The 26,271-nt window shown below is 38.9% G+C and carries 9 protein-coding genes; 1 reads left to right on the top strand and 8 read right to left on the bottom strand.

The genetic code is table 11. The annotated features are described in order from the left end of the window. Positions 1-32 precede the first annotated feature (32 nt). The 5 genes from AC4IFO_RS06425 to AC4IFO_RS06405 are packed head-to-tail and all read right to left on the bottom strand — an operon-like array spanning position 33 to position 20,302. On the bottom strand, positions 33-2,882 hold the full coding sequence (locus AC4IFO_RS06425; protein WP_490732811.1) for an RHS repeat-associated core domain-containing protein: 2,850 nt from the start codon (positions 2,880-2,882) through the stop codon (positions 33-35). Positions 2,883-2,907: 25 nt separating this feature from the next. Continuing rightward, entirely contained in the window at positions 2,908-5,772 is a 2,865-nt protein-coding gene (locus AC4IFO_RS06420) for an RHS repeat-associated core domain-containing protein (protein ID WP_490732809.1), read from the bottom strand. A 36-nt stretch (positions 5,773-5,808) separates the two neighbouring features. Further along, positions 5,809-8,691, bottom strand: a complete 2,883-nt coding sequence (locus AC4IFO_RS06415; RefSeq protein ID WP_490732807.1) for an RHS repeat-associated core domain-containing protein — start codon at positions 8,689-8,691, stop codon at positions 5,809-5,811. A gap of 11 nt (positions 8,692-8,702) precedes the next feature. Beyond that, the gene (locus AC4IFO_RS06410; RefSeq protein WP_490732805.1) at positions 8,703-13,100 is read right to left on the bottom strand and encodes a SpvB/TcaC N-terminal domain-containing protein; all 4,398 of its coding nucleotides are present in this window, start codon (positions 13,098-13,100) and stop codon (positions 8,703-8,705) included. 44 nt (positions 13,101-13,144) lie between these two features. Then, positions 13,145-20,302, bottom strand: coding sequence for a Tc toxin subunit A-related protein (locus AC4IFO_RS06405; protein ID WP_490732803.1), 7,158 nt, complete (start codon positions 20,300-20,302; stop codon positions 13,145-13,147). Between the two features lie 515 nt (positions 20,303-20,817). On the opposite strand from AC4IFO_RS06405, the gene AC4IFO_RS06400 reads away from it, so the two are divergent. Continuing rightward, positions 20,818-23,202 carry a M66 family metalloprotease gene (locus tag AC4IFO_RS06400; RefSeq protein WP_490732801.1) on the top strand — a complete coding sequence of 795 codons (2,385 nt, stop codon included), beginning with the start codon at positions 20,818-20,820 and terminating at the stop codon, positions 23,200-23,202. Positions 23,203-23,237: 35 nt separating this feature from the next. On the opposite strand, the gene AC4IFO_RS06395 is transcribed toward AC4IFO_RS06400, so the two are convergent. The 3 genes from AC4IFO_RS06395 to AC4IFO_RS06385 all read right to left on the bottom strand — a co-directional run bounded on the left by AC4IFO_RS06395 (position 23,238) and on the right by AC4IFO_RS06385 (position 26,268). Continuing rightward, the gene (locus AC4IFO_RS06395) at positions 23,238-24,116 is read right to left on the bottom strand and encodes a hypothetical protein (RefSeq protein ID WP_490732799.1); all 879 of its coding nucleotides are present in this window, start codon (positions 24,114-24,116) and stop codon (positions 23,238-23,240) included. A gap of 108 nt (positions 24,117-24,224) precedes the next feature. Next, positions 24,225-25,067 carry a prepilin peptidase gene (locus tag AC4IFO_RS06390; RefSeq protein WP_490732797.1) on the bottom strand — a complete coding sequence of 281 codons (843 nt, stop codon included), beginning with the start codon at positions 25,065-25,067 and terminating at the stop codon, positions 24,225-24,227. A 1-nt stretch (position 25,068) separates the two neighbouring features. Continuing rightward, positions 25,069-26,268 carry a hypothetical protein gene (locus tag AC4IFO_RS06385; protein WP_490732795.1) on the bottom strand — a complete coding sequence of 400 codons (1,200 nt, stop codon included), beginning with the start codon at positions 26,266-26,268 and terminating at the stop codon, positions 25,069-25,071. Positions 26,269-26,271 lie beyond the last annotated feature (3 nt).

Below are 26,271 nucleotides of genomic sequence, written 5' to 3'. Positions count from 1 at the left end.
CCTCCTTTAAAAAATGTTTTAATTTGATGCGATTAATGAAGCCGAACGTTAGACATCGTCGTCGCTTTAGATTTTAATTTCTTCGGAACGAGCATTTGAGGACGATAAAATAACGAAATTAATTGGTCAAAATCATCATTAGTTGACGTTTCGTAAACACTTAGCTGGGATTCAGAAGAGAGTAAACGGGTGGAGTCTACGATCCTTAAAGCAAGCGCTTTTCTGAAATCTTGATATGAATACAACGTTTCAATGGCACTTTCTGCGATGGTTTCACTTTTTAGTGCATTAGCCCCTGCAATGTCATTAGGAAAGCGGGCTTTTAAACGTTTTATATCTGTCTCTCTGCGATAAAAGTCCAAGGTATCGTTGATCGCCATATGACTATAATTCATATATTTATAGCTTGTGATGTCATCTACTGGGGTGATGTAAAGGTTATCCCCGAATTCACTTTGTGATTTCCCACTCACGCCCCTGATCCCTAATGAGAAAAATGCGAAATCAACCGTGTTTAGTTGCTTAATATCTGTTGGAGTCGTATTGGTTTCACACGCAGATAAGACCCCTTTCTTAAGGAGCTCGTTTCTAGAACGAAAAGTTGCACGATTAGGAGGCTTAAGGAATTCCTGACCTGAGAAATGCAATAAGGTGAAATCTAACTCAATAAATTTGTCAACGAAATCACTCTCCTCATCACTCAAACTGCCAACATTAACGCTAAGTTGCGCCATATTTTTCTGTGTTTGTGTAAAAAAAGCCTCTAAGTTATCAAAAACGGGTTTCTGGCTTCCAGTATCAAGCCATCTCTCGCCTAAAGACATCATCAGATAGCTGTCATCGGCTCGGACTTTTGCCCTATAGTTATTGAATTTTTGGTAATATTCTACAACACGGTCAACGGGGTTAAGCCCATCATTATCTTGGTATTTTAATGGGTTATTTTTTGCCATTCTAAATAGATTTAAACCATCTATTGCCCCGGCAGGATCTGCACTTAGCCAACGACCACACCAAGGCTGATAATAACGATGACCGTAGTAATATAACCCTGTTACATCACGCTCTTTCCCTGAATAGCGCATCGTTTTGTAATCTGCTTCGATTTCACGGCGTACAAGCCATACTGCTGTCCCCCCATAAGGGTAGTACTCTTCTAGGCTAATTAAATTACCTTGGCTATCTAGCTCTAATCCGCTATCACCATTAAATGAATCAAGTGAATAACGTATTGAATTATTGTCTATTTCTCTCGGTTTACCTTGTTCCCAATGCAAAGCCTGAATCTGCACACCATTAATTTGACCTGAGTAAATAACCTGGAGTTTCTCATGATTGCCAATATTTCTTAGCTCGAGATTAGGCAAATAAATGACCATCGACATGTGTTGATTATGTCGCGTTAATTTAAAAATTCTTTGGTGGTCACTACCATAGCGATATTGTTCACAGAAATTTTCCCCCTTCACACTCAGTAATTCTTGGCGCACTGTCCAAGCGAGCGTTTGGCCGTTCATTAATTGCTTTTGCTGCCCACTGCTCGTGAAAAATGCATCCACATCTTTCGCTTCTGTTGCCAGTAAAAAATCTATTGCTCGGTTACTTCTATCACTTACAGTGAGTTTTATTGAATAGCCGCTGTGTGTTGCTGGAGTGTGATGATGAGTTTCAGTTAAATTACCTGATCTATCATATCGGTATGTTCGGGAATAATAGGTATAAATTGAATTATCGAAAGCAAAGCTTTGAGGAAGGGCATTTATTTGCTGACCAACATTCGCCATTTCACGGCCAGTCACACTCACCAACTGATACAGCGTATCATATGTAAAATGTTGTTCAGGCTCTATTTTTTGGTTGCGCCAAAAGCGTGTTTGCTCTGCATCATTACGGATACATAATACATTTCCAACGGGATCATACTGGTAACGTAAATCCTGAAAACACTTAAAGCCCAACTTGTGATTGTTTGTTCGTTCAGTGTGAAGTCGAATAAGTCTCTGACTTTGTGGTTCATATTCATAATATCTTACAACGCCATTTCCTAATATCTCCCGCAATTTTTGCCCCGCCGCGGAGTACTCAATTGCGTTGATAATGCATTGTTCAGTTTCCCCTTTTATTGTTAACCCGCAAGATTGCAACTGCCCTGCAATATTATAGCGTGAACGTTGTTGGTGCCCTTTTGCGTTAATACTTAGAATATTTGCACCTGTCGCATCGTTTTTTAATTTTGTGCAAAAAGGCTCAGGATTTAGCATTCCATCCCGATCATTTATATCCCAGTTAACATAAAAGTCTATATTATCAATTGATTGAATTACTTTCCTGGTAACATGAATAGCTTCCCCAGTGAGCGAGACTTGGTCTATTTGCAATAACCCTGCGGTATCATAGTGACGAACACATTGACCAGATAAATTAGCATTTTGCTCGTGAAGTGAGTTCCCTGCATATTCAAGATAATCACAGATGCACTCCTCTTGCTCAGCTGTTTTTTCCCTAATATTGGTTAACCGACCTAAAGACTCAGGAGCTTCATACACATAGGTACGCCATAAATGATTGGCATCAATACTGAGTAGCAAACGCCCTGCAGCATCATGCAGAACGCTGAATATTCCATTATCTATTCCTTGAATTTGTAGCGAAAGCCCGGAGAGGTTATATCGATAATTAAAATTAAAATGTTTCCTTAGAAATTGTCGAGGGTCGGCGGTCGCAGCTAAGAAACCCTGAGCGTTAAATTGATAACACTCAATGCGTTCATCTGTCTGTTCTACAAACTTAGAATGCCTGTAATAGTGAATTTTCCGAACTGTGTTCCCTCGATTGTCCCTCACTACCACTAAAGGTGTTGATGAAAACAAAGACAAACTCATACCATTCTCCTTTATATTCAATTCCTTATTGAGTATTTATTCTGCGTCCTTGTACTATTCGCGTATTCTTCGAATGTAATTTTTTAGGTACAAGTATTTGTGGGCGATAAAAAAGGGAAATTAAATTATCAAATTCTGTATCTGAAGCTGTTGAAAACACGCTTTGCTGTGCTCTTTTTGTCAGTAACCGTGTTGATTTGACTATTCGTAACGCTAATGCTTCTTTAAAATCACTGTAGGAATAAAGCGTATCGCTAGGTTTTGCCGCTATTTTTTCATGTGTTAATCTCACCGCCGTGCAAATATCACCTTGAAATTTTTCGACAAGCCTATCTCTGGATGTCATCCTTCGATTAAACAGTGCCGTATCATTTATTGCCATGTGCCCATATTTTAAATACTTATAGCTACTTACTGAATTTAGCGGAGTCACATATTTTAAATCACCAAAGCGACTGTTTATTTTCCCTGTCACCCCCTCAACACCTAACGAAAAGAACACAAAATCTTTGGTTTTTAAGCCCGTAAAATCAAAGCTTGTTGTATTAAGTTGATCAGAACGAACCAGCATTCTATCTAGCAACTCATCTCGAGAACGAAAAACGGCATGGTTGCCGCGTTCTAAAAATTGCTTGTCAGTGAAATGAATTAAATCAAAATTTAATGCTGTGAAATTTTCAACAAATTCTAATGCATCCCCCCTGAGCTCCCCCGTAGATAGACGCAAGTTCAGCATATTATCCTGCGTCATTGCATTGAAAGAATCGAGATCATAAAAAGGCGTGAAGTTATCGTTACCTGATGCCCAATCAGAGCCTGTCGCCATGAGCTTGTAGCTTTCATTGGCTCTTATTTTGGCTTTTTCATCAATACGGCGATGGTAATATTCGACGATTTGGCTAAAGGGGTTTAGCCCATTATTGTCTTGATATTTTAATGGATTATTTCTTGCCATGCGGAACAAATTCAAACCATCGATTGTGCCTCCTGGATCGGCACTTAACCAGCGCCCACACCAAGGCTGATAATAGCGATATCCATAATAGTAGAGCCCCGTTGCATCTCGCTCTTTACCAGAATAGCGATGAGTTTTGTTATCCGCCTCTTGGGCACTACGTGCAGCCCAAATAGCTGTTCCCCCATAAGGGTAATACTCTTCATAACTTAGCAATTCGCCGTTTTCATTTAACTCAATGTTCTCACTCCCTACTAGCGCATTAACGCTATAAACAATTGAGTTATTGACGATTTTCTTCGGCTTACCTTGCCTCCAATGCAAAGCTCGAATTGATGTCTTTGCTACATCATCATTAATAACAATGACATTTAATTCTTCTAAGGCATTACATTTCTGTTTGTACCTCAGCTCTAGCGCTGCTAAGTAATAAATTTGGTCAGTAAAGGACTGCTGCTTATGAATTTTTACAACACGTTGCTGATTTGCATCATAACGATAGTATTCATGCGTATTCCCCCAATATACGTGTTGTAATTCTTGACGAGACGTCCAAAAAAGAGATTGCCCTTGCGATAACTGGGTTTGCTGTCCACTTGATGTGAAAAATGAATCTACTTGGTGAATGTCTGCTGTTAATGTATCGCTGACAGCACGATTACTCGCTGCACTCACTGTCATCGAAATTTTATAACCTTGATTGGTCGCAGGTGTTCTATGGCTGATCTGAGTTAAATTTCCCCCTCTATCATAAGAATATGTCCGATAGTACTGAGTTACCGTGGTATTTTCGAAAGAAAAACAGACTGGTGTTTTTGAACTTTCGACCATATTGCAAGCCATTTCACGCCCAGAGGCGCTAGCTAGTTGATATAATGAATCGTAGGTAAATCGCTGTTCAGGCTCAGTTCTTTGATTACGCCAAAAACGTGTCAATCCTGATGTATTGCGAATACACAATACATTTCCTACGGGGTCGTATTGGTAGTGCAAATCTTGCAGGCGCTTAAAACCCAAAGAATGCGTCACTGGCCGCTCGGTTCGGGAGCGAATTAAACGCTGAGTTTGAGGTTCATATTCATACCAAGATACGCAGCCATTACCCAATTCTTCACGCCATATTTGCCCCCCTGCACAATAATAAATTGCCTTTACAATGACTTGCTCAGTATCTTCGTACAAGGTTAGCCAAATACCTTTGCATTGGCCCGCAATGTTATAAGCTAAGCGTTGTTGATGGCCTTTAGCATCAATGGTCGATAACAAGGCACCTGTTGCATCCAATGTTTTTTGATGAATAAAAAACTCATTAGAAAGCGCACTATCCCTTTCTTTCTGTTGCCAATTTACTATTACTTCAGCATTTTCAGCATCTTGAATAAAACGTCTCGTAGTTGAAAGTGGTACACCCGTGAGTGAAACTTGGTTCAACTGCAATAACCCTGCTGTATCGTAGTGAAAAATGCAGTGGCCTGCTAAGTTGTTAGCCTGCTCTATTGGTGAATGACCTGCATAAATAAAATAATCATTTACAATAGTGACGGCGTCACGTTCATAGCGGCAGATTACACGCCCTAACGTGTGGTTTTCTTCATAATCGCAAGTACGATAAATATTATTAGCATCGATACTCACTAACAAGCGCCCTTCAATATCATTGAGGCTCCGTTCCTCGCCATTATCAACTCCATGAGAATAAAGTAATGTTCCCAATAAATCATATTGATAGTAGAAATTAGCTTGACCATGAGTCTGTAAACGCGGATCTGCATATTTGCGCAAACTTCCTTTTATATCAAACCACTGGCATGAAATTTGTTCGTCGGTAATATCCCTAGCATTAGGATGGCGATAATAATCAAGCGTCCGTGTGTTTAATCCTCGGTTATCGCTCACGCTTATTGTTGGTGTGTTTGTTGACAGTAAAAAAGCCATATCCCTCCTCGTTCTTTAAATAACGTTCTTAACATCTCATACTCCCATTAATTCAGGTCGATACCGGATCTCACGCATAGTGGTATTCTTTGATTTTAGTTCTCTTGGAACAAGGATTTGAGGCCGAAATAGTAGAGATATGAATAAGTCAAATTCAAGGTTATCGTGAATATTCATCACACGGTTGTAACCCTCTTGAGATAGCAGTCTTGCAGTATTAACCATTGCAAACGCGATGGCCTCTTTAAAATCTTTGATGTCAAAAACCGTATCCATCGCCTCTGAAGCAATGGTTTGTCTTATCAGAATTTTTGCGTCAGCAGGACCAAATACGCTTTCTAAGCGTGACGAGGATTGCCGCGTGGTAAAACGCAGTGTGTCATTAAGTGCCATGTGTGCATATGGCATATACCGCGCATTTTCTACGTGATTTAAGGGGGTGATATAAAGCTTATTGCCAAATCGGCTCGCATTTTTTCCTTCAACTCCCTCAACACCTAGGGAGAAAAAAACGAACTCTCTGGTTTGTAAATTACTATCATCATCATAACTGGTATTAGGGTGTTCATATTCAATTGTATTTGTTGTTCTTAATTTAACGCGGGATTTAAAATGGACTTCGCCATTTGCCCTAAAATCTGTGTTTGAAGCATGTAGTAATGAAAAATCGAGAGCCTTAAACCGCTCAACAAAACCTGTTTCTTGCTCATTCAACGAACTGCCTATGCTTTCGCGCAAAGCGGCAATATTTTCCCCAGTCCTTTTATCAAAACTTGATTTACCATTAAAATGGTTTCTCCAAAGACGGCCTCTTCCCATAAAAAGGTAACAATAGTCAACATTCGTCACAGTATTATATTCATCTATTTTTTGACTTAGCGATCTAACCCAATGCAGCGGGTTAAGTAAATGGAAAGGAAATAAACCATCTGGATCATGATAATTAATTGGATTATTGCGAGACATGCGATAAAAATTAAGCCCATCAGCTGTTCCCGCAGGGTCAGCGCTTAACCAACGTCCCGCCCAAGATTGGTAATAACGGTAGCCGTAATAATATAACCCTGTTGCATCACGCTCTTTCCCCGAATAACGCCGTGTTTTGTAGTCAGCCTCTATTTGATTACGCGCCAGCCAAACAGCTGTACCACCATAGGGATAAAACTCTTCTTGGCTGATAATATGCCCCTCTTCATCTAACTCTAATCCCCCATTACCGGCTAAAAAATCAAATTGATAACGCCATAAATTGTTCTTTATGCCATTAGGAACATTACCTTCCCAGTGTAGAACTTGCACTTGTGTATAGCCTTCACTACCCGCACTAACGACCTGTAAGCATTCTTTTGTGATACCATTTCTTTGTGTGTTTTTTACATCCAAATCAGTTAAATACCTAGTTTGGATGCAAGAATGCTCTTGTTGGCTCATTTTGAAAACACGTTGGCTTGCACTGTCATAGCGATAGTGTTCATTCAAACTTAAACTGGAAACATGTTGCAATTCTTGGCGAGGTGTCCAATGGAGATGTTGCCCTTTCAAAAGCTGTTTTTGCTGGCCACTTAAGGTAAAAAAATCATCGACTTGGTTTGGTTCTGTAACTAATGCTGCGATAACGGCACGGTTACTGCTTTGGCTTACCGTCATATGCATTACGTAACTTTGATTTGTAGCAGGAGAACGATGATAGATCTTAGTTAAATTCCCCCCTCGGTCATATTCATAACGCCGCATATATTGGGTATAAGTTGCATTATCAAAAGGAATATAATCAGGTATTTGATGGCCTTGTTGCCCAATATTCGCCATTTCTCGACCTGTTGCACTAACCAGTTGATATAGCGAGTCATATTGATAACATTGTTCTGGAGTAATTTTCTGATTACGCCAAAAACGCGTTAGTTCTGCTTCATTACGTATACTTACCCTATTCCCTACAGGGTCATATGTATAATGGACATCTTGGAAAAGTTTGAAGCCTAGTGGATGGGCTTTAGGGCGTTGTGTTTTGACACGTAATAAACGCTGTGTTTGTGGCTCATATTCATAATATGTGAATACCCCATTTCCATGCTCTTCATGCTGTTTTTGGTTGGTTGCCAAGTACTCAACCGATTTAATTACCGATTGCTCTTTTTGGTTATTGATAGTTAGCCAATGTTGTTTAAGTTGCCCCGTAATATTGTATGCATAGCGCTGTTGATGACCTTTCCCATCAATAGATTGCAATGGGTTCCCCATCGCATCAACCTTTATTTGATGACGGTACTCTTCTGTTTCAAGCTTTTCTTTTTGTTCGTTATTCGGCCAATTTACCAGAGTTTCTTTTTCTTCAATTTGCTGAATAAACTGGCGTGTGGTTAAAAGTGACTTCCCTTGCAGAGAAACCTGATTTAAAACCAATACCCCAGCGGTATCATAATGACGAACACAATGCCCTGCTAAATTGGTTTGCTGTTCAGCGGCAGAGAAACCTGCATAAACAAAGTATTCACTGATACAAGGAGCTTTATTCTTCGTTTGTTCCATGATGCTGACGGGACGACCTAACATCGAGCTCTCTTCATATTGGCATGTTCGACGTGTTTCATTTGCATCGATACTGAACGCTAAACGCCCTTCAATATCGTTTAGCGCAACACCAGTACCCACATCTACCCCATGAGTGCGCAGTGTTTCCCCCGTTAAATTATAGAGACAAGCCACGTTGTTTATTTTGCTCGATGCAAATCGAGGGTCAGCTAAACTGACTAAATACCCTTGTACATTTAACTGCTGTAATGTGACCCGTTCGTCAAGCTCAGTTGGCCGCTCAGGTTCCCGATAATACTGTAGATGGCGAATGGCCAAGCCCCTATTATCCACGACTTGTATTGTTGGTGTACCTGCATGAAAGGACAGGTTTACGCTTGTTTTCATCGCTCCCCCGTTTAGCCTTCTAACGTGTCATTTTCATCTTCTTCAACCGTAAACCATGGGAATATTTGAGTACGTCGTAAATAGCTTTTAGCTGTTAGCACTTGGCTGGATCTTCCCAAAGGGTCGTAATAGACTGTATCGGCATACAGATCACTACGGCTACTCGTGTCGCTGACATAACGCCAGTCATTGAGGAAATAAGGTTGATAAGTCCTGACAGCAAGGCCTTTGTTGTTGTATTCCGTTTTTCCTGTTACTGCCCAACGAGTTGACGTAAAACGCTCAATTAATCTCCCCTGAGAGTCACAATCTAGACCAGCTAAGTCATTACGCACGTAAGCATTTCCGGCTTCATGGCGTACGGCAGTTTGCAGTTCACGACCAAACCCATCAAAAAAAGCGACTTGTTGTCGCAGCTGCTGTTCAGGGTCATTATCATAACGGTCAGTCGTAATCGTACAAAAATGTGGAGGGATACGAGAGCCTGCCGTCAATGAGTCAAACGCATTTTGCTTTAAAGCACAATATTTTCGCAACCGACGTAATGCCAAAGCGCCTATTTTTTTTGCACTTGATACTCTAATCCCATAGGGTAAATCATGCGTTTTATCAACCTGATACATCCAGCTATCATCTTTGTAAACTATTGCCTGAGAAACTGGAGTGCCTTTCGGTAAACTCAACATGCCCTCAACAGTTAATGGTGCCTTAAACGGTTTATCTGAAGGAGGACTGTAACCGCAAGGTAAGCCATTTTCTGTTCCCCAAAAACGTGTAGAAGTGACTCGTCCTAAGGCATCCAATGCAACATGACTCTGATTATTATTGATATCTTGAATCTGAATTGGCGTCATAAACCGATAATCATACTGCGCGTATGTTGTCATACCCGCAGCATCTTCTGTCGCAGTGATAACACAGTAATGTTGGCTCCAACGATAATGTGTCTTGCCTGTCAACAACGTGGTTCGGGTAGCCAATGGCTGCCAAAATTGCTTTGCATCTCCATAATCGGTATATCCTTGACGGGCACACCAAACTAATTCAGTGGAATTACCTAATAGTTGTGGTGTTTGTACATAGCCTCCCTTATGTAAATATTGAATAAGTTCCTCTTTTCCAATATGTCCATCAAATGCTTTTAATGCTTGCTCATCTAATACCGCAGTTTCGGTATAAGCGACAAGAACAGGAAAAACAGGCTCAACAAATTCTTGTTTACCATCGGTATAAGCAATTCGTTGTTGTCCTAAGTATGCTGAGGAATGATGTTTTCCAAGTAGACCATTGTCAGCTATTAACGTTTCGAGCGTAATGCCTTCTTTTGGTACTTCGGTGGCATTAAACTCAAATGCATCGCTACGTTGGCAATCCATAATGCCTAAAACATAGATATCTGAGGAGATTAATTGATGCCATCGTGATTGTTTTATGATTAAGCGTAAAATAGTTTGTTGCTCATCATAGCTGCTCCCCACCGTTGTTGTGGGGAGTGTCGTCGGATAAGGGTCACTTTTCGGTTTTGGCCTACGAGGATAGGCAATTGAGATATCTTTAAGGGATGCACCAAATAAGTCTTGCTCCACAACAATCGACTGGGCGCATTGAGGGTCAGAGACAATTCGTTCGTAGGTATAGGTTCTTTCTTCTATTTGCGAAATTTGAGTGACATATTGAGCAGATGTGCTAGGCAGTAAGCGAGATTGGCAGCGAAATTCAGCAATATTGTAAGGGATATCTTGTTTTTCGCTGCCATCTAAACCAAATACTTCGGTACGAAGTGGCATCCCTTTCAAACTTCTGGATAGCCAATATTCACTCCCATCAGGGTAAACATCCAGCAATATATCTTTATCATCAATCCATTGCGTATAGCGAGGATATAAATGGCCAAATGCGTGGGGATCCCCTTTCCAGAAATGTGCGTATTGTTGTTGGTCAACGGCTTGTTTTCCCGTTAGAAACCAATTTTTTGTTAGTATTGGTGCTGTACGCTCAGGCGCATTACCTTGAGCTCGTTCATCGGTATCAAGACTTTCCAAGTAACCAAATCCACGAAACTCACGCTCAATACTGTCCCAAACCCCTTGCTCATAACGAACACTACTGATCAGACTGTTTTGCGTGATTTCATCCACACTTTGCGTCTGCCATAAGAGATGGATAGGAAATGGAAGATGTGATGTTGCAGGTAAGTTCATTTGCCGCAACTTGACTTTTTCATCCAGCCAAAATTGTGCCGAACTTCGATATTTCAGAGTAGTTTCAGCCCCCATATTGTTGTTGACCGTATTTAATAGCCACGCTTTTTCCGAGGCAAAATCCAATTTCCAATGGTAAGGAGCTTGATGAGGAACGGTTAAGATTAAGCTGACAACTCCCATGCCTGTGACGTCAGCGGCCTGCAACATGCACGTATTATCAAATTGCACGCCATTTGGCAGAGGAAGCGTATAAGGTTCACTAAAGCGATTACCGCCTTCATTGCAATAAACTAAAAGTTGAGTCGGTTGCACATAAATTAAATCCACATAGCCAGAGCCATCAGTATCAACAAGGTAAATAAAATCAGGGTTAAATTCGGTTTTTGGCATATTAAAACCGTCGAGCTTGCATGGAGAGCTAAACGTCCCATAACCTAAGTTAGCCCAACAAGTCACTCCTTGCGCATTAATGGCTATCAGATGCTGCTGTCCCGATCCTAAAAGATCGCTAAACCCGACTAATGTTTCTGCATTGGCAATGGGTAAAATAACCCCAGTGGATTGTATTGTGAGTTCACCTGCCGCAAACCCTCCGCGTGTATTGGGATAAATACGCACACTTTTCGGGCCAATTAGAACCAGGTCAGTAATTCCATCACCTGTTAAATCAATAAGTTGTGAACTAGCGTAAAAATATTCTGTCGGAAATGCAGATATTGGAATAAATTGAGTCCAATGACCATCTGGTTTTTGGCTGTAATAACCCTCAAGACCAGGTTGAGCAATCACCCAGTCCAGTTGGCCATCCCCCGTAAAATCCATCAAAACTGCATTTTGTTTTAACGACGGTGTTTGCATTAATTCAGTAGGTTCTGCGAAACTGACTGCGCTTCCCCCTGTGATGGCATCCCGTTCAGGTGAACGATACCACCAGGCTTCAAACGTTTGATATAAAATGCCTGAGATCCCCTCACCGAGTAGATCAACCAATTGATAGGGCTGCTGTGAATTGAAATAACGTAACGCTGTAAACTCTGTCCATTTATCCGCTTTAGGGGGCTCATGATGTTGATAATCAAACTCTAATGGCGCCCTAGTAATAATTGTCCCGTCGATTTCATGCCCAATTTGTTTGACAGCCACCAGCGTAGTTAGCGTCGGTTGTAAATCATATTCAAACACCACTCTAGCAACTAATTCAGGGGGTTGTTCAGAGGCTGTTGCCCCCGATAATAAATCAACCCGATGAAACATAAAAACTTGGTGGCAAAGGCGACGTGTCCGTATTTCAAAGCCATATTCAAACCGTGAAAAGCAATCAGGTCGGCACAACCAGAGTGGTTGTTCGTGATAATCAGGCTTATCCGTATCAATGATACTGCGTTCGCCATAATCAAAGATGGCATGAAATAACCAACCATGTTGTTGAATAGGAGTATCGCTTAGAATGAACGGTTTTTTATCGACTTGAATGTTGCCATAAGAAACTTGCCATAAGTAACGTTGTGCACCGATAGTTGCGGGAGCTCGTGCTTGCTCTTGTTCATCACAGTTAGTGAGGTCTTCTGCTTTATATTGATAATAAATATGTTCACCTGTTGGGGTAATCGTCTCCTCAATAAGCCATTGTGCAATATGTCCCGTATTTTCAGAGGAATAAATACGCGCCTGTTTCGTCTTACCTAAAAAATGAATATTTCCATCGGGGGTATAAATAACCCAAAATGGCTTTTCGTCGCCTTCACAGCTCGGTTGCCAATATTCTAAGCGGCTATTATCTTCAATAACTCTTGGTTGATACGTGCTCACTAAATGTGTCGATGACAGAGTCACACCTTGTAATTCTGTACGCCGTTGAACATCGGCAGTACCCAACGAGTTGAGCGCTATGACTAATAGTTCGCCTGCTGGAGACAAAAATTGGTCCTTGCCTGCATAACGGGGAACACCATGTTGTGTTCTAAGGCTTATCGCTAACAGTCCGACTTGCCAACCTAATCCAAAGGCACCATTTCCTGCGCCGCTATTGTAGGATAGTGATAGAGAGGGTGAATATGTTCTCCCTGAAGATAAAGGAAGTGGAATTGACATTGATGACATACCGCTTGGTCCCGCATTGCCAATGTTCTCCCCCATACCTTGACTACTTCCCCCCCCTTTGGGGAGTGATAATGGCGCGATATTAACACCAGATTGTTTTTCCATAGTATTTTCCTGACAGGCAGCTTCCTGCCTGTGCTTCCATGAGATTAATGACGTATGCCGTAATGAATATGCAAAATAATGTTACTTAAACTCAAAAGTATTAGTTTTTGCTTTCCTACTGCATTTGGAAAACTGAGGGTGAAAATCCCGCTATCATCAATAGGAATGCCTTCAAAAGGCAGGAATTGGGGATCGTCAAAATTAAGTTGGAATTGGCCACTGTCATTCGTACCATGAGAAAGCGCGATGGTATTGCACCCTCTTGGTACGATAAGGCTACTACTGTAGTTCAAAACAGCTTGAACATCTTGATAAGCCCCCATTAACATAGGAAGAGAAACACTAATTTGTTTGATTCGACGAATATTTCCTAGGTTATCCGGGTAGTCATTTTTTATATTAAAATCAGCGAGTTTAAATTTGCTCATTAAAATACCATTACTCTCAAGTGTTAATCCATTTTCTTGAGTTCCCACCCATCCGTCCCCCTTCATCAGGAGGTTTTTTACTTCATCGGCTAAGGTAAAACCGTTACCATCGGGTTGTGAAGAATACCATTGAGCCAGTGAAATTGTGCGAGTCACGTCCATCGGGCGGCTTTCTTGTTTGATGTATGCTTCGTCCATTTGGGTCAAATTCAAGGCAAGGTTTTCGCCTGCAAGTAACCCCGCATAATTGCTGTTCCATGCGCCAGGTTTGATAAATGAAGCGTCTCTTTGGTTACTTTCCCAACGAAAAGCCTCTTGAGCCATTAAGCAACGAGACAATGTTAGGTCATAAAATTGGTAATAAATTGAAGATAAACAACCACGTAACCAATTATACATCGCTTTATTGCTAAACTTGCGCTGTATAAATTCAAGTTGAGCTTGTGTATGCCCCCTTTGCATTTCTAAATAATGCTTTTGTAATATTGCCGATTTATGTCGGATCCCTAGCATATCGAGCTGCGCATCTATTTGCCGCAATTCGTTCTCTGCATTATCTTTATGGATCCCCCACTCTTGACGTCGTCGCCGATAAGTTTCATTGTAACTTAGGCGTTCCGCTGAGATTCGCATAGCATGTGAGCTCATTTCGGTGCCAATAGCTAGTGCATTGAAAATAGCGCCACTTTCCCCACCCCCTATTGCTAAACCATAAATATTGGGGATCATATTCATCATCGCCGCCGCCATACGTAATGCTTCGCAACCAACCACTGTGATGGATGATGATAAAAAGAGATCCATCGCCAATTGCTCACCCTCATTCACATTCTCATCATAAAGCTCGGTATAACTATTGAAACGTTGTTGTGCCCCTTGTCGGTTAGCCTTTAGGACTTTTTCATCAGCTTCAATTTCAGCTATGGTCGATTCTTGTAATGCAATCGATACTTGAGAAAGATCACGTGCTTGTAATTGCAACATCTGAGCAAGCGCTTCACTATCCTGTCGTTCAATGATCCCCTGTAACATGCCGCCAAATTGAATCAATTGGCTGACTAATCCACGAGCGTTATTTAATGTGACTGAAAAACGTTGTAGGGGTAATTGCACTTTCGGCAATGTTCCACCGCCATGTGATGAAGCTATATTTGCACTTTTTAATACATCAGGAGAAATTGGCGCTGCGTATAGCGGTAGGTACAAAGGCTGCCCGTCAATTGAAAGATTATGTCGCAAGTTATAGAGCCGTAGTTCTAATAGCTTCCAATAACCGTCAAGCTTAGTATTAACCTGTGGATAGAAACATGTTGTCTCCCGACCAACGCTTGCTGGTAACCGATGTGATACGCCATGCTGCTGAATTTGAATAAGATCATCATGATAATTTTTAATACGTTGTTGTTCTGCGGCTGCACCTAAATTAATATCCTCCCATTCATCACCTTTATGCGGTACATAAGGCTTGTCCCCAAGTAAACTGAGCGCATTGGTATACCACATTTTGGCTTCATTCAACGTATCTCTTTCCAATTGCCGATAAGCGGTATCCCCACGCGCAATCAGCAAATCAAGCATTTTCATAAATGTCGTGATTTTATAATGCATCGGATCATTCTGTGCAATTGCATCAGGGTCAGTGGTATCAACCGTTGATGCACTCCAAGAAATACTTTCTTCAAGTGGTCGGCAATTCCAGTGATAAGGCGCTTTGTTCCCTTGCCATGTCTGGTACCCCATTGGGCTCCAAATATATTTGAGCCAGACAAGCGATTGGTCAAATTGGTTTTCTTGCAACAATCTCGAGCAAACCATGGCAGGTAAATAATAGAACATTTCCCAAAAATACAATGAGTTAGCACCATCAAAATCCATTGGCTCGATATAATTTTTTAGCAATTCAACCTGAATCGATTGATTATCATTTGGCGTATAACGGGTAAGGGAAAGCCGGCTATTTGCTACAGTAACAGCGAATATACCAATGGGCGAAATGCCGCTCTGGCTTTGGAAATGTAATTGTAGAGTTAAGCCAGGGTTATCAGGGAAATCTATAATATCATTGAATGGTGATGCTTTTTTACTCAGCGGGACAAAAAGGACAATATTCGTATCGATATCGTTCAGTTTCCCCTGCCAAAAAACTGTCATAGAAGAAGAATCTGATCCGATAAGTAATTTAGCGGCCCGCGAATTTCCATGAAGCTCAGCGTCGTATTTAGGTATTGTAACGCGAACATAATCACCATTCCCCATTCGTGGTTCAGGCAAGTACTGTGTGTCCATTGTTAATATCCGATCGATGCCCTTATTCGCTTTTGTAATTAATTGCTGTGCAAATAAAGTATTGATTCGAATTCGGTGCACATCACGCTGTAAATATTGAGAAAAACTTTCTGTTTTACATAAGCTGATAGCATCGAGCTCAATACCTTGTCGCTGAACTTTAAAACTAAAATGCTGGCTACCTAATGGCCGCCCCTCAATAGATAAGGCACGGCACTCAACGTTAACTGTCAGTGTATTATTAATAAACTCAGATGTTGGGATCTCGATGTTCAAACCATCAAAGTGATATAACATCTCTTCAAGGCTAAAATTTGGTAAGTTATCTATATAATCTATAGCTTTAAATCGTTTTTGGGTTTTACCCGCCGTGATAACCACATAAACATTTTGAGGGTCTATCTGAGTATTAATTTCATAGCACCCTTTTGTTATCGATTTATTATTTGCAGAATCAGAAACATTGAGGGAAGAAATGGTTGTTGTCACATTAAAAGAATAATCGAGTCGGTAGTACTCTTCATTAGGTGGGATTGATAAATTAGCCCCTGTTGTTCCCGTTGAATAATTATAATAGCTGGCAGCACTTGGATTATTAAGTAAAATTTTTTGCGTGAGCCCTACATTATCTTTTGTAAAATGAACTACATTATAAAGTGGCTTACCCGCTAAGGTATGCTGATAGAAAATAACAAATTCACTTGGGGTATGATTGTAATATTTTTTCATCATATTACATTGCTCGTGTTGGCGAGACCCAATTCCTCGGTAAGTGATACGTAAATTAGCGTCTAAAGTCAGCATAATTGAGCCAATTTCAGCCTCAACAATACTGACATTACTCAGTCCCCCGCCATCCAACGTTGTTAAATCATCGTAGCCATATTTATTATAACTTTGGTTAAGTTCCAATTTGTTATATAGGTAATTGCTTTGTGTGGTTTTTTTTATCAATCGTTGGCTTTTTAAAGTATCGAAGTCATTATAGACTCTGGTGGTTATATTTTTTGAGTCTTGGGTGCTCATCTGCTTAATTGCCATATTTGGATAAATAAACAAACCTGAAGCAGTGGTCAGTATTTCTGCTGTGTAAGATTCTTTTTTTGCATAAAAAAGAACAGTTATCGTGTCTTGTTCCAGCTCTTCAACGGTGTTGCTATACAAAGAGCAATAGAAACCAACTTGGTGTAAATTGTCTTTTGAAAAAGTACTTATTGCACCATCAATATTAAAAGCGTTAATTCCTCCCCATGTTCCATTATAGTTTAACTTGCTGATTTTTAATACATAACGATCTATCGGTTGATTATCGCTATCTGTTTGCTTTTCTTTTTCAACCCAAACAATATGAAGCCTAGAATTAAAAATAAGCGGCCTGACCCAGTCTTGAACAACGTTTACCCCTATTTGAATCACTTTCCACTCACTCCAAGCATTCGCTGGGAATTTTCCATCTTCATTAAATTGGCTTTGGTCAACACTGCGCCAATAAAACTCACTAGAATCTGATGAATGGCCAATAAGATAGGTAAGCCCACTGTCGAAATTAATATTATCGTGGTAACCACTGACAATATTTAAATTTGCGATTTGTTCAAATTGGCTCAGGTATGAATTAAAGGCTGTTTCTAACGTATCTGCATTTAAATTGCTCTGACTAATATCTTGTAGCATGCCATCCATCATCTGCGTTTGCCCAACTCGCATTGTTGGATCCAGGTAGTTTTCTGGGTAATACAGTAATTGAGAGCTCCCTGCCCAAGTGCTGTATCTAGCATTATATTTATCCCAATTGATAAAAAATGGGCGGCCGATTACACCGCTTTCCGTTTTCGCCTCAAGGTCATTGAGTGCCCGATAGATATACAGTTGTAGTGATGCAATCGTTTCTGCGATCCTCGATGTAGTTACTGTCGCTGAAACTTGGTTATCAATTAATAAGTAATAATAAACATCATCACGACTAAGTAACGAAACTGGGGCTGCTTTTAAACGATAATATGTGCTTAATGCATTTCCCCACTGTTCATCTAATTGATGATAGACAATTTCATTATCAGGTTGCTTCAAAGCACCTTGAATAAGATGGCTTTGTACAGACCAAGTAGAATAATTTTTGTTGGGATCGTAGGATAATTCGAGAAGCTGAACTATACCGTCAGGTGTGATATTAAGCTGTTTTGATACAATGAGTAACTGTATTGCTATAGAAACTTGGTCCCAGTGCCCTAAATAGGTTCGTTCTTGCAATCGCAAAGAGGTATCCTTACTATGCGGAAGCCCAATCTGTCTAGCGAGCATGAGTGCTTGCCCAACTCTTGCCACATCATCTTGCAAACTATTCGCTAAAATTTCAGCAGATAATTGTTGATGATTCAGTGCAGTAAGTACATCATTTGAAAATTCACCTGAACCGTTAACCCATTGATGAAACTGTGTTAATTGCATTAATATTTCAGTCGTTAACCCCAGCTCTGACAATCCAGCTATCAACAGTGATGGCTTTTTAATAATCAGATCTAATTCTTCTTCGCTTATGTGAATTTGATTAATAATAATTGCTAATTGTGCCAATGTTTGTGTAAATGCAATAACATCAATGCGTTCAGCATCCGTAAGAAATTGTTTTTGGATTAATTGCCAGAATTTATCCGTTGTTTGCCCGTTGGGTTTTATCTGATTAACCCAATGTAAGCATAATTCTGAAATATAATTAGAATTTAAAGACAATGTTGAGACAAAAAATGGAGCCATCCATATGATAAGCTCCTCACCTTGTAAATTAGGCACAGCACCAATGCCATTTAATAAGGTTTGCTGCAAATCATCGAGGGCTGGAGTCCACACAGTACTTATGGTATCGCCGACCATAATAAACAACTGATAAACACTCCAATTTTGTTCTGCTAGCCATAACGTGATCTTCGATACATATTGTATAATTTCATGTAATTGATCATTATCGAGATTATAGAGTGGCACTTCACGGTAAACAGACAGTTGCAATATAATTTCGAGTTCATCAATGGTTAATGAATGAACTCGTGCAAGCAATACTATTCGGTATAAGTCTGATAGATTTTCCCTTGTATTATTAAACGCATCGGAGCCATCTCTACACCCCATTCGATGAAGTAACCATAAACCTGCATCATCAACTTTAAAACTGAGCTTCAATACTGACCGATGAAAGGTTTCGCCTTGAAATAGCTTATCTGGATGAACTGTAATTAATTGTTCATCAAATTCATATCTTTTCCCATCGAGTAATGGAGTGTTAAATAAAAGGTCAAACTGACTAACTTGTAATGGCGTCGAACTGACACCAATCATCCCATGAGTTAAAATTAAGGCTTCTGGCAATGTTAAAAGACCTTGTTGTACAAATATTTTAGCATCCGCAATTTGATAAACAATATCGTGAGTTAATTTATCAATGGGTAAATCTGTATTAAGAACCAAGATAGCCATGTCTTGCAAAGTGAATTCTGTCGCCCTGAACAGCCTGACCATTTTATTTAAATAAAGAAGAAACAATGCGGTATAGTTACCATTATCCCCCGTTTCTGATAACACGCAGCTCTGACTAGTCATTTCAATTAAGGCAGCAATCTCATCTGTAGAAACTTGATAATAGTGAGACAATTGATTTATAGACGACAAATCGGACTCATTGATGCCTTCAAAATTATTGTCATAAAGCTCACTAATTTCTTTTTCGATCTCTGTGACTTCTTCAGTCAAAATAGCAAAGCCTTCTGGTGGAAGATTTAAACTAAGGGCAGTTAATTTTTGAGCGGTTAATAGCAGATTGAAAAATGGGAAACTTTTTATTATTTTTAAATGAGGGTCTTGCTGAAGTATTCCTAAGCGGACAGTATTGTAAGCGTGATGATAAGGTAGATACCCGCCTTGCCGACAGAATGACAATTTTTCTTCAATTTTATCTGGTGGTTCAACCATAATACTTGAAATTGCATTTACAAGAATTTCATTTGCATACGTGAGCGTGGAAATTTTAATGTCCATGTTATCTTGGGATAACAATATATTGCTTATATCAGGACGCCTATTTGCTAGACTATATATTGACTGTTTATCATGAATGGGCAGAGCTTCCCGATAAAGCTCCGTTAAATAAGCGGCGGGAGAAAATATAGAAGAAACAGAGCCCTCAGCAACAAAATTACTAGACCGCTCAGGGAATGTATTAATATAACTGTATTTTTCAATGATAGAGTTTGCATTCAATGATAACAAAGCAGATGTTTGAGGATTGATACGCGACAATAATTTTGACTCTAATAGTTTATTTTCACTGTGTCTTTTTTGTGCTTCCTCATGTAAACTAACTATTTCATCCATGTTTAGAAAATGGCTAAACTGGTCGTGTAACTGTTCTTGTGACATTAACATAATACTCGCTATTGATAAGGATTCAGAACCCATCTCATTAATTTTCTTTACAATATTTCCGAATGATGCCATTAAACACCCCTTATTTATTACCGTTTCATCGACTAAAGTAATTGAGTTAATTATAAATTATGTTAACAATCATTAGATAAGTAATAACATCTATTAACTTACTAATTAACCCCAATTTAAATTCAAAATAAAATTAATAAATTATTTTTTTTGACGATGACTAACAATAAATAACAGGGAGGAGCATATCATTTGAATATTATAAAAATATATATAATTATAAAATAAAAAAATGGGGCACAACGTGCCCCAAAATAGCGAATCATGAAAATGAAAGTTAAATATTACTTACCAAGACAATATAACTTCAAAAAATAAAATACACAACAATTAAATAGGCAACAATTTAAAAGAAACAATGAACAGTAAATAAATTTCAACCTAATGTTATTAAAATATATTATTTAAATACACATTAGATATAAATAAAATAAGATTTTGATTAAGTCATTTAATAGATTAATCAACGATAATTCTGAGTATTTTCCCCTCCACTCTATTCAAAAGGACATATTGTGAGACAGGATAAAAAATCAATATTAAATAATATAAAGTCAATAGGTTACAGTAAAAATACATTCTTATCCTTATCTGATGCTACCTATTTTAATGACCATAAGCACGAAAACCATCTGTATGGAGGTATCGCGGGGGCAATCTATTTTGCTCAAAATAGCATTATTGCCGCCAAAGAAGCAGTCGAAAATGATGTACAACCAACCCTAATTGTAAATAGAAAAACGATGGTTTTATTCAAACCAGCAGAATTTACAAACCCTGATGATGATCTCAAATTGGAAGTTTACGACAAAAAGGATACTTTGATATTCAGCACCCCTTTTCGTTCGCCAAGTTTGCTCACTGAAACTTGCATACCTGTTTATGCAAAAATTGACCTTGAACAATCCCTTCCTTATGAGTCAGGCTTGGTCATTAAAAATAAGGAAGAATTTGTTAATATAAATAATACAATAAAATTAAATGAAGCCTTCTTAAAACATGATTTTATTAATATTGTAGTAAAAGATGGGGGACAGGCTAAATTATATGATTTATTCAATGACATTAAATTATCAGGGAAAAAAGTTATTTTTGAAAACCGCTCAGAAGAAAGTTACTCAATTATTTTTAACTCGCAAAAGAAACAGTTAAACAGTGGTGAGAAGTTATACTTGCAAAATTTCGAGGGTGTTTGGTACCAAATCAATGATAACACCAATCATGGGGAATTTCTCTCACCGATTAAATACATGGGGAATTGCTGGTCAGCAATTATTCCAAGTGACTATATTCACCCAGGCATTACACTAAAAATAATCAAAGAAAATAAAATAGGCTATATTGACAATATTGCACTAGGCGCACCAAATGAACTTATATTAAATACAATTGCTATTGGCTTATTAACAAAATATAGAGACAACTTCGAATTTCAATTAACTCCCGAGTTCCATCGTCAATATTTCCACCAGGTCCCCCTCTCAAAGCTAATTGTCACACATTATGATCCTATTTATTTAAGCGAAGTGATGCTGCAAGATGGAAGATTATTAGTTGATCATGCCCCAGGGGATGGGGGGTGGCATACAGGAATTATGCGTGAAAATATCGCTAAGTCACTCATTGCATCCGGCATAAATTATGCCAACTATGGCATTTTTCATAGCATACGAGAAAAAGCAAACCAAATGTTTGCCGCACAAATTACAGTGCACACCGCCATTGGTAATTACGAAAATGGAATACAAATACATGGCGGTTCTGGCGGTGCAGGACTCGCCACGCTAGATGATACAATCCGTAATGAGTTTAGCCATGAAATTGGTCACAATTATGGCTTAAATCACTACCCTGGTGATTTTTACGGCACTGTCAATAATATCCCTAGCCAGAGAAACTCCACTTGGGGCTGGGATAGCGATCTTGACGTATTTATTCCTAATTTCGAAGAAGAAAGAAGGAATAAACCAACCTATGTTGAAGATGAAGGTGTTGGCCCATTTGCTTTACCATTCAAAGAGCACTCATTTGGTCGAGATGCGATGGGTGGAGGTGGGCCTATGTATGAAACCTACAATACATTTACATTACATACCCCATATTCACTTGCTGATATTCAAAAATTTTTAGAAGAAAAAATAACGTTTGATGCTAATTCAGCCACGGGATTTCGTCGATGGAACAAAGAAAATAATCAAATGGAGGAATACAGCCATTATATTCCCAAATACTATTTCACCATCATTGATGTACAAAATGGTGTAGATATTAATGAAAATACCTTTATTGAGTTATTTGACCGTACCAATGCGGTGAGCATAACTTGCTTTGATGGTAGCCATGCGCCTAATGTTTATTTTCCTTCTGCAACAGATTATCCAAATTATTTTATTTCGATTAGAACAACCGCAGGTTATAGCATCGCTATACATGTTAATGGTGTGGAGGTTATCATCCATAAAGGAGAGACGAAAAATTATACCTCTGATGGAAAACAATGGGTTATCCATAATGAAGATGACTTACTAGACATGGCCATACCAAAAAAACAAGGAGCGAAAGTTATTACTCTGGTCGGCCTACATGACCCAGAAGAACAACTTAGTAGCTATATCTACCCTGCGCTGAATGGTTCATACGGTATGATCTACGCCGATAAAAAAAGTGAAACAGACTTTAATAAAAATTATTTAGAAGTCGAATTGGCAAACGGTGAAAGCTTAGTTTACCCTTTGTTATCTGCCCGCCTTTCGTCGAGCGAAATGAACCAGTTTCATGTCAATATTGATCGTAGTTTGCATCCAATACATGCGAGGATTATTCATCAGGGTAATATCATTGCAGACCGAAAAATTGATTTAGGGAATGACAGCTTGCCTGTTAGTATAATCACGAGCTAATAGTTCGCCCCGCAACTACTGTGGGGCGATTTTAATTATGTGATATGTTGGGAGCCAGAGACTTTTGTAAAGCCAGAAACAACCGCATTGCCTGATACTTGAGCATCATCTTCAATAATGGCATGCCCTGAAATGACCGCATGACCATACACTTTTGCATTACCACTTGTAATAACATTTTCAAAGATAGACGCCATTTCATATATATGTGAATTACCCCGGATAATGGCTTTTCCACTCACCGTTGCATCGTCTGTCACAATAGAATGACCGAGTATAATCGCCTCTTGCTGAACAGTTGCATTACCCGATATGACAACCGTTCCATTTAACCGAACATCTCCAGTTACAATCGCATTATCTGTCACCAAGGCACCACCATCAATTTTTGCATTCTCTAAAATAATAGCGCTTCCAGCGACAGTTGAGTCATTAATGACCGTATTATTAGCCACCTTAGCATAATCTTTGACTACGCTATCAGTAACTTGTGATTGACTTGAAACATATGCATGACCTGTAATTTCTGTTGTGCCGTTAATTCTTGCAGAACCACTGATGATCGCTAATGCATTTATTTTAGCTGCACCACTAATATGCGCCTGCTGGTCTAAAAATGCCGAACCAAATACATTTGCTTGTCCAGTCACTTTCGCATTACCTGTCACAATGGCATTTTCAAATATACTCGCCTGACCTGAAATAGTCGCATTTTCTTTAACTTTTGCATTTCCAGTGACTAAGGCGCCTTGAAATACTTTAGCATCATCGGAAACCCAAGCTGCTCCTGCTTGACTTAAGTTACCTTCGTGCTCAATCCAGCCCCCCAATTCACCGGTTAATATCAGCCTTATTCGGTATAATATTGTACCTTCATATTCCATTGATTCATCTATAATTTCATATTTTTTCATTATGATACCTCGCTATTAAAATAAAAAACAATAACTAGGAATTTGATAAATGAATAGCATACAAATAATTATAGGTGCATTAAATAATATTTAGCATCATCACTATTGTTAATACCAAGGCCAAATAACTTGATTATAAAAATATAATAATAAAGCCGCTATACAGATAGCTGGGCCAAAAGGCACGTGATATTTCTCATCAATATCATAATAAATTGCATATTGTCCTCTATCCGGTATATAGCTGATATGTTTAATGATAAAAAACAGTAAAAAACCAAATAGTGAGGCAAGTAAAATCAACCAATGGATCTGTGCAATACCGATAAACGGCATACATGCTGCAAATAATTTAGCATCGCCATCTCCCATCCCCTCTTTCCCTGTCACCCATTTAAATAAATTTATGATGCTTTTAATCAATAACCAAATAACGATACAACCAAAAACAGCTTGAATTGGAGGAACGGATGTCCATTTCATCACTGAACTGAGTAACCCCAACCAAATTAAGAAATAATTGAGCTCATCAGGAATGAGAAACCATTTTAGATCAATAAAAATTATGGCATAGCAAGTGCTGAACAATACTAGAAAGATAGCAAGTGTCATTAACCCGACATTCGGGTAAAAAAAACAAAAAACACTCAAAAAAACAATGCCAAAAATAAATTCCGAAAATGGGTATATCTTTGAAATTTTATTATGGCAATGTCTACAATGCCCTTTTAATAGAAACCAACTAATAACAGGGATATTATCTCGTTTAAAAACTTTAGTTTTACAATTTGGGCAATGAGATGGTGGATAGCTTAATGTCAGTAACTTCCCCTCCCCTCGATTAAATATAATTAATGGCAATCGATAAATAACAACATTAATAAAGCTGCCAATACAGCAACCGATGATGAAAGTAAGAAAAGCATAAAATAAATAAATACAGTCATTCATGCTAATCACAAACCTTTAAAACATTTCCGTTCTTTCTGTACTCTACTTCATCTATATAAACATTGTTGTAGGCATTAATACTTCCTCGGAAATACGTTTGTTCGAAATTGTTATAACCAAAATCGCCTAGATTTTCTTTAATCAAATCTGCATTGGTATAAATGAAATCAAGCTTTTTTAAATAGATATCATATTGTGGAAATTTTTTGCCATTTTCCATTCCATTATAAAGGTCAGCAAAGCTATTTTTAGTGTTACCAAATGCATTTCTCGCTTCTCTATATTGCTTTGAATAATGAGTATTCGTTGCAAGATTTCGAATATCCGGAATGCGGCTCCAGTTCATAGCTAAAACATACGTTTCTCCTAAGGACATACTCACTCTTGCACTTAAGTTTGATAAATATGCAACCTGTAATTCCTTATCAACCGCCATTGAAATATTGTTGCCATTCTCTGCATCCCAGCCAGACATTTCAACCTTACTAAGTTCTAACACAGGTGGTGCTATGGATTTAGGGTTATAACCTGGTTTTGCAGTCCAAGTAAATGCAACAAAAGCGGTGATATTTGAAATCTCAGGCCTTGGTGGGGATTTTTTGTCCTCAATTTTTATTTTTAAACTCTTTATTGAGCGTGTTGGTAACCAAATAATTTCATCTGGTTGCCTTAAGAGATAATCGCCATATTGCTCTGTTGGGCTATATTTAATGGTGTAAAAATTACGCGATTTTGCATAGTCAACTTGGCTGTAATACGCTTCAAATTTCTTTTTTTGATCAGCATTAGTTGGCCTGCCAATCCCTGCATCAGCCACACTCATTCCTGGTACATATCGAGTGCTCAATGGAATCTGAGAAACACGGCTACCTGATACCTCTTCACCAAAAGCCGGCGTTCCCCCCCAATCAATTTGCCTATCACTAAAAAAATTAGCTAATTTTAATGGTATGCCTCGCTCTTTTTCAGTCCAAAATACCACTTCTAATGTTACTTTTACGCGGTTTTTATAAATTGAAGTCAAGCCAAAATCTCTTAATGTTGATATCACTATTGGCAGTGGTGTCGAGGCATTAGCACACACTATGCCCTCAGGGTTCACTGGCCCGGAACCATCGATATACTTAGTCCCTTTAGTCGTAATTCCATTTGCAGCCAATGGTAACAATAATGTTATTAAATATAATTTATTAAATTTCATTTT

It is taken from the genome of Providencia sp. UF-224, from assembly GCF_058245955.1.
This window is presented reverse-complemented; position numbering and strand designations above follow the sequence as displayed.

Bases quoted from the DNA above. Each gene is read 5' to 3' on its own strand.
- AC4IFO_RS06420 (WP_490732809.1), bottom strand. From the start codon at position 5,772: ATGGCTTTTTTACTGTCAACAAACACACCAACAATAAGCGTGAGCGAT.
- AC4IFO_RS06410 (WP_490732805.1), bottom strand. From the start codon at position 13,100: ATGGAAAAACAATCTGGTGTTAATATCGCGCCATTATCACTCCCCAAA.
- AC4IFO_RS06405 (WP_490732803.1), bottom strand. From the start codon at position 20,302: ATGGCATCATTCGGAAATATTGTAAAGAAAATTAATGAGATGGGTTCT.
- AC4IFO_RS06425 (WP_490732811.1), bottom strand. From the start codon at position 2,882: ATGAGTTTGTCTTTGTTTTCATCAACACCTTTAGTGGTAGTGAGGGAC.
- AC4IFO_RS06395 (WP_490732799.1), bottom strand. From the start codon at position 24,116: ATGAAAAAATATGAAATTATAGATGAATCAATGGAATATGAAGGTACA.
- AC4IFO_RS06385 (WP_490732795.1), bottom strand. From the start codon at position 26,268: ATGAAATTTAATAAATTATATTTAATAACATTATTGTTACCATTGGCT.
- AC4IFO_RS06415 (WP_490732807.1), bottom strand. From the start codon at position 8,691: ATGAAAACAAGCGTAAACCTGTCCTTTCATGCAGGTACACCAACAATA.
- AC4IFO_RS06390 (WP_490732797.1), bottom strand. From the start codon at position 25,067: ATGAATGACTGTATTTATTTATTTTATGCTTTTCTTACTTTCATCATC.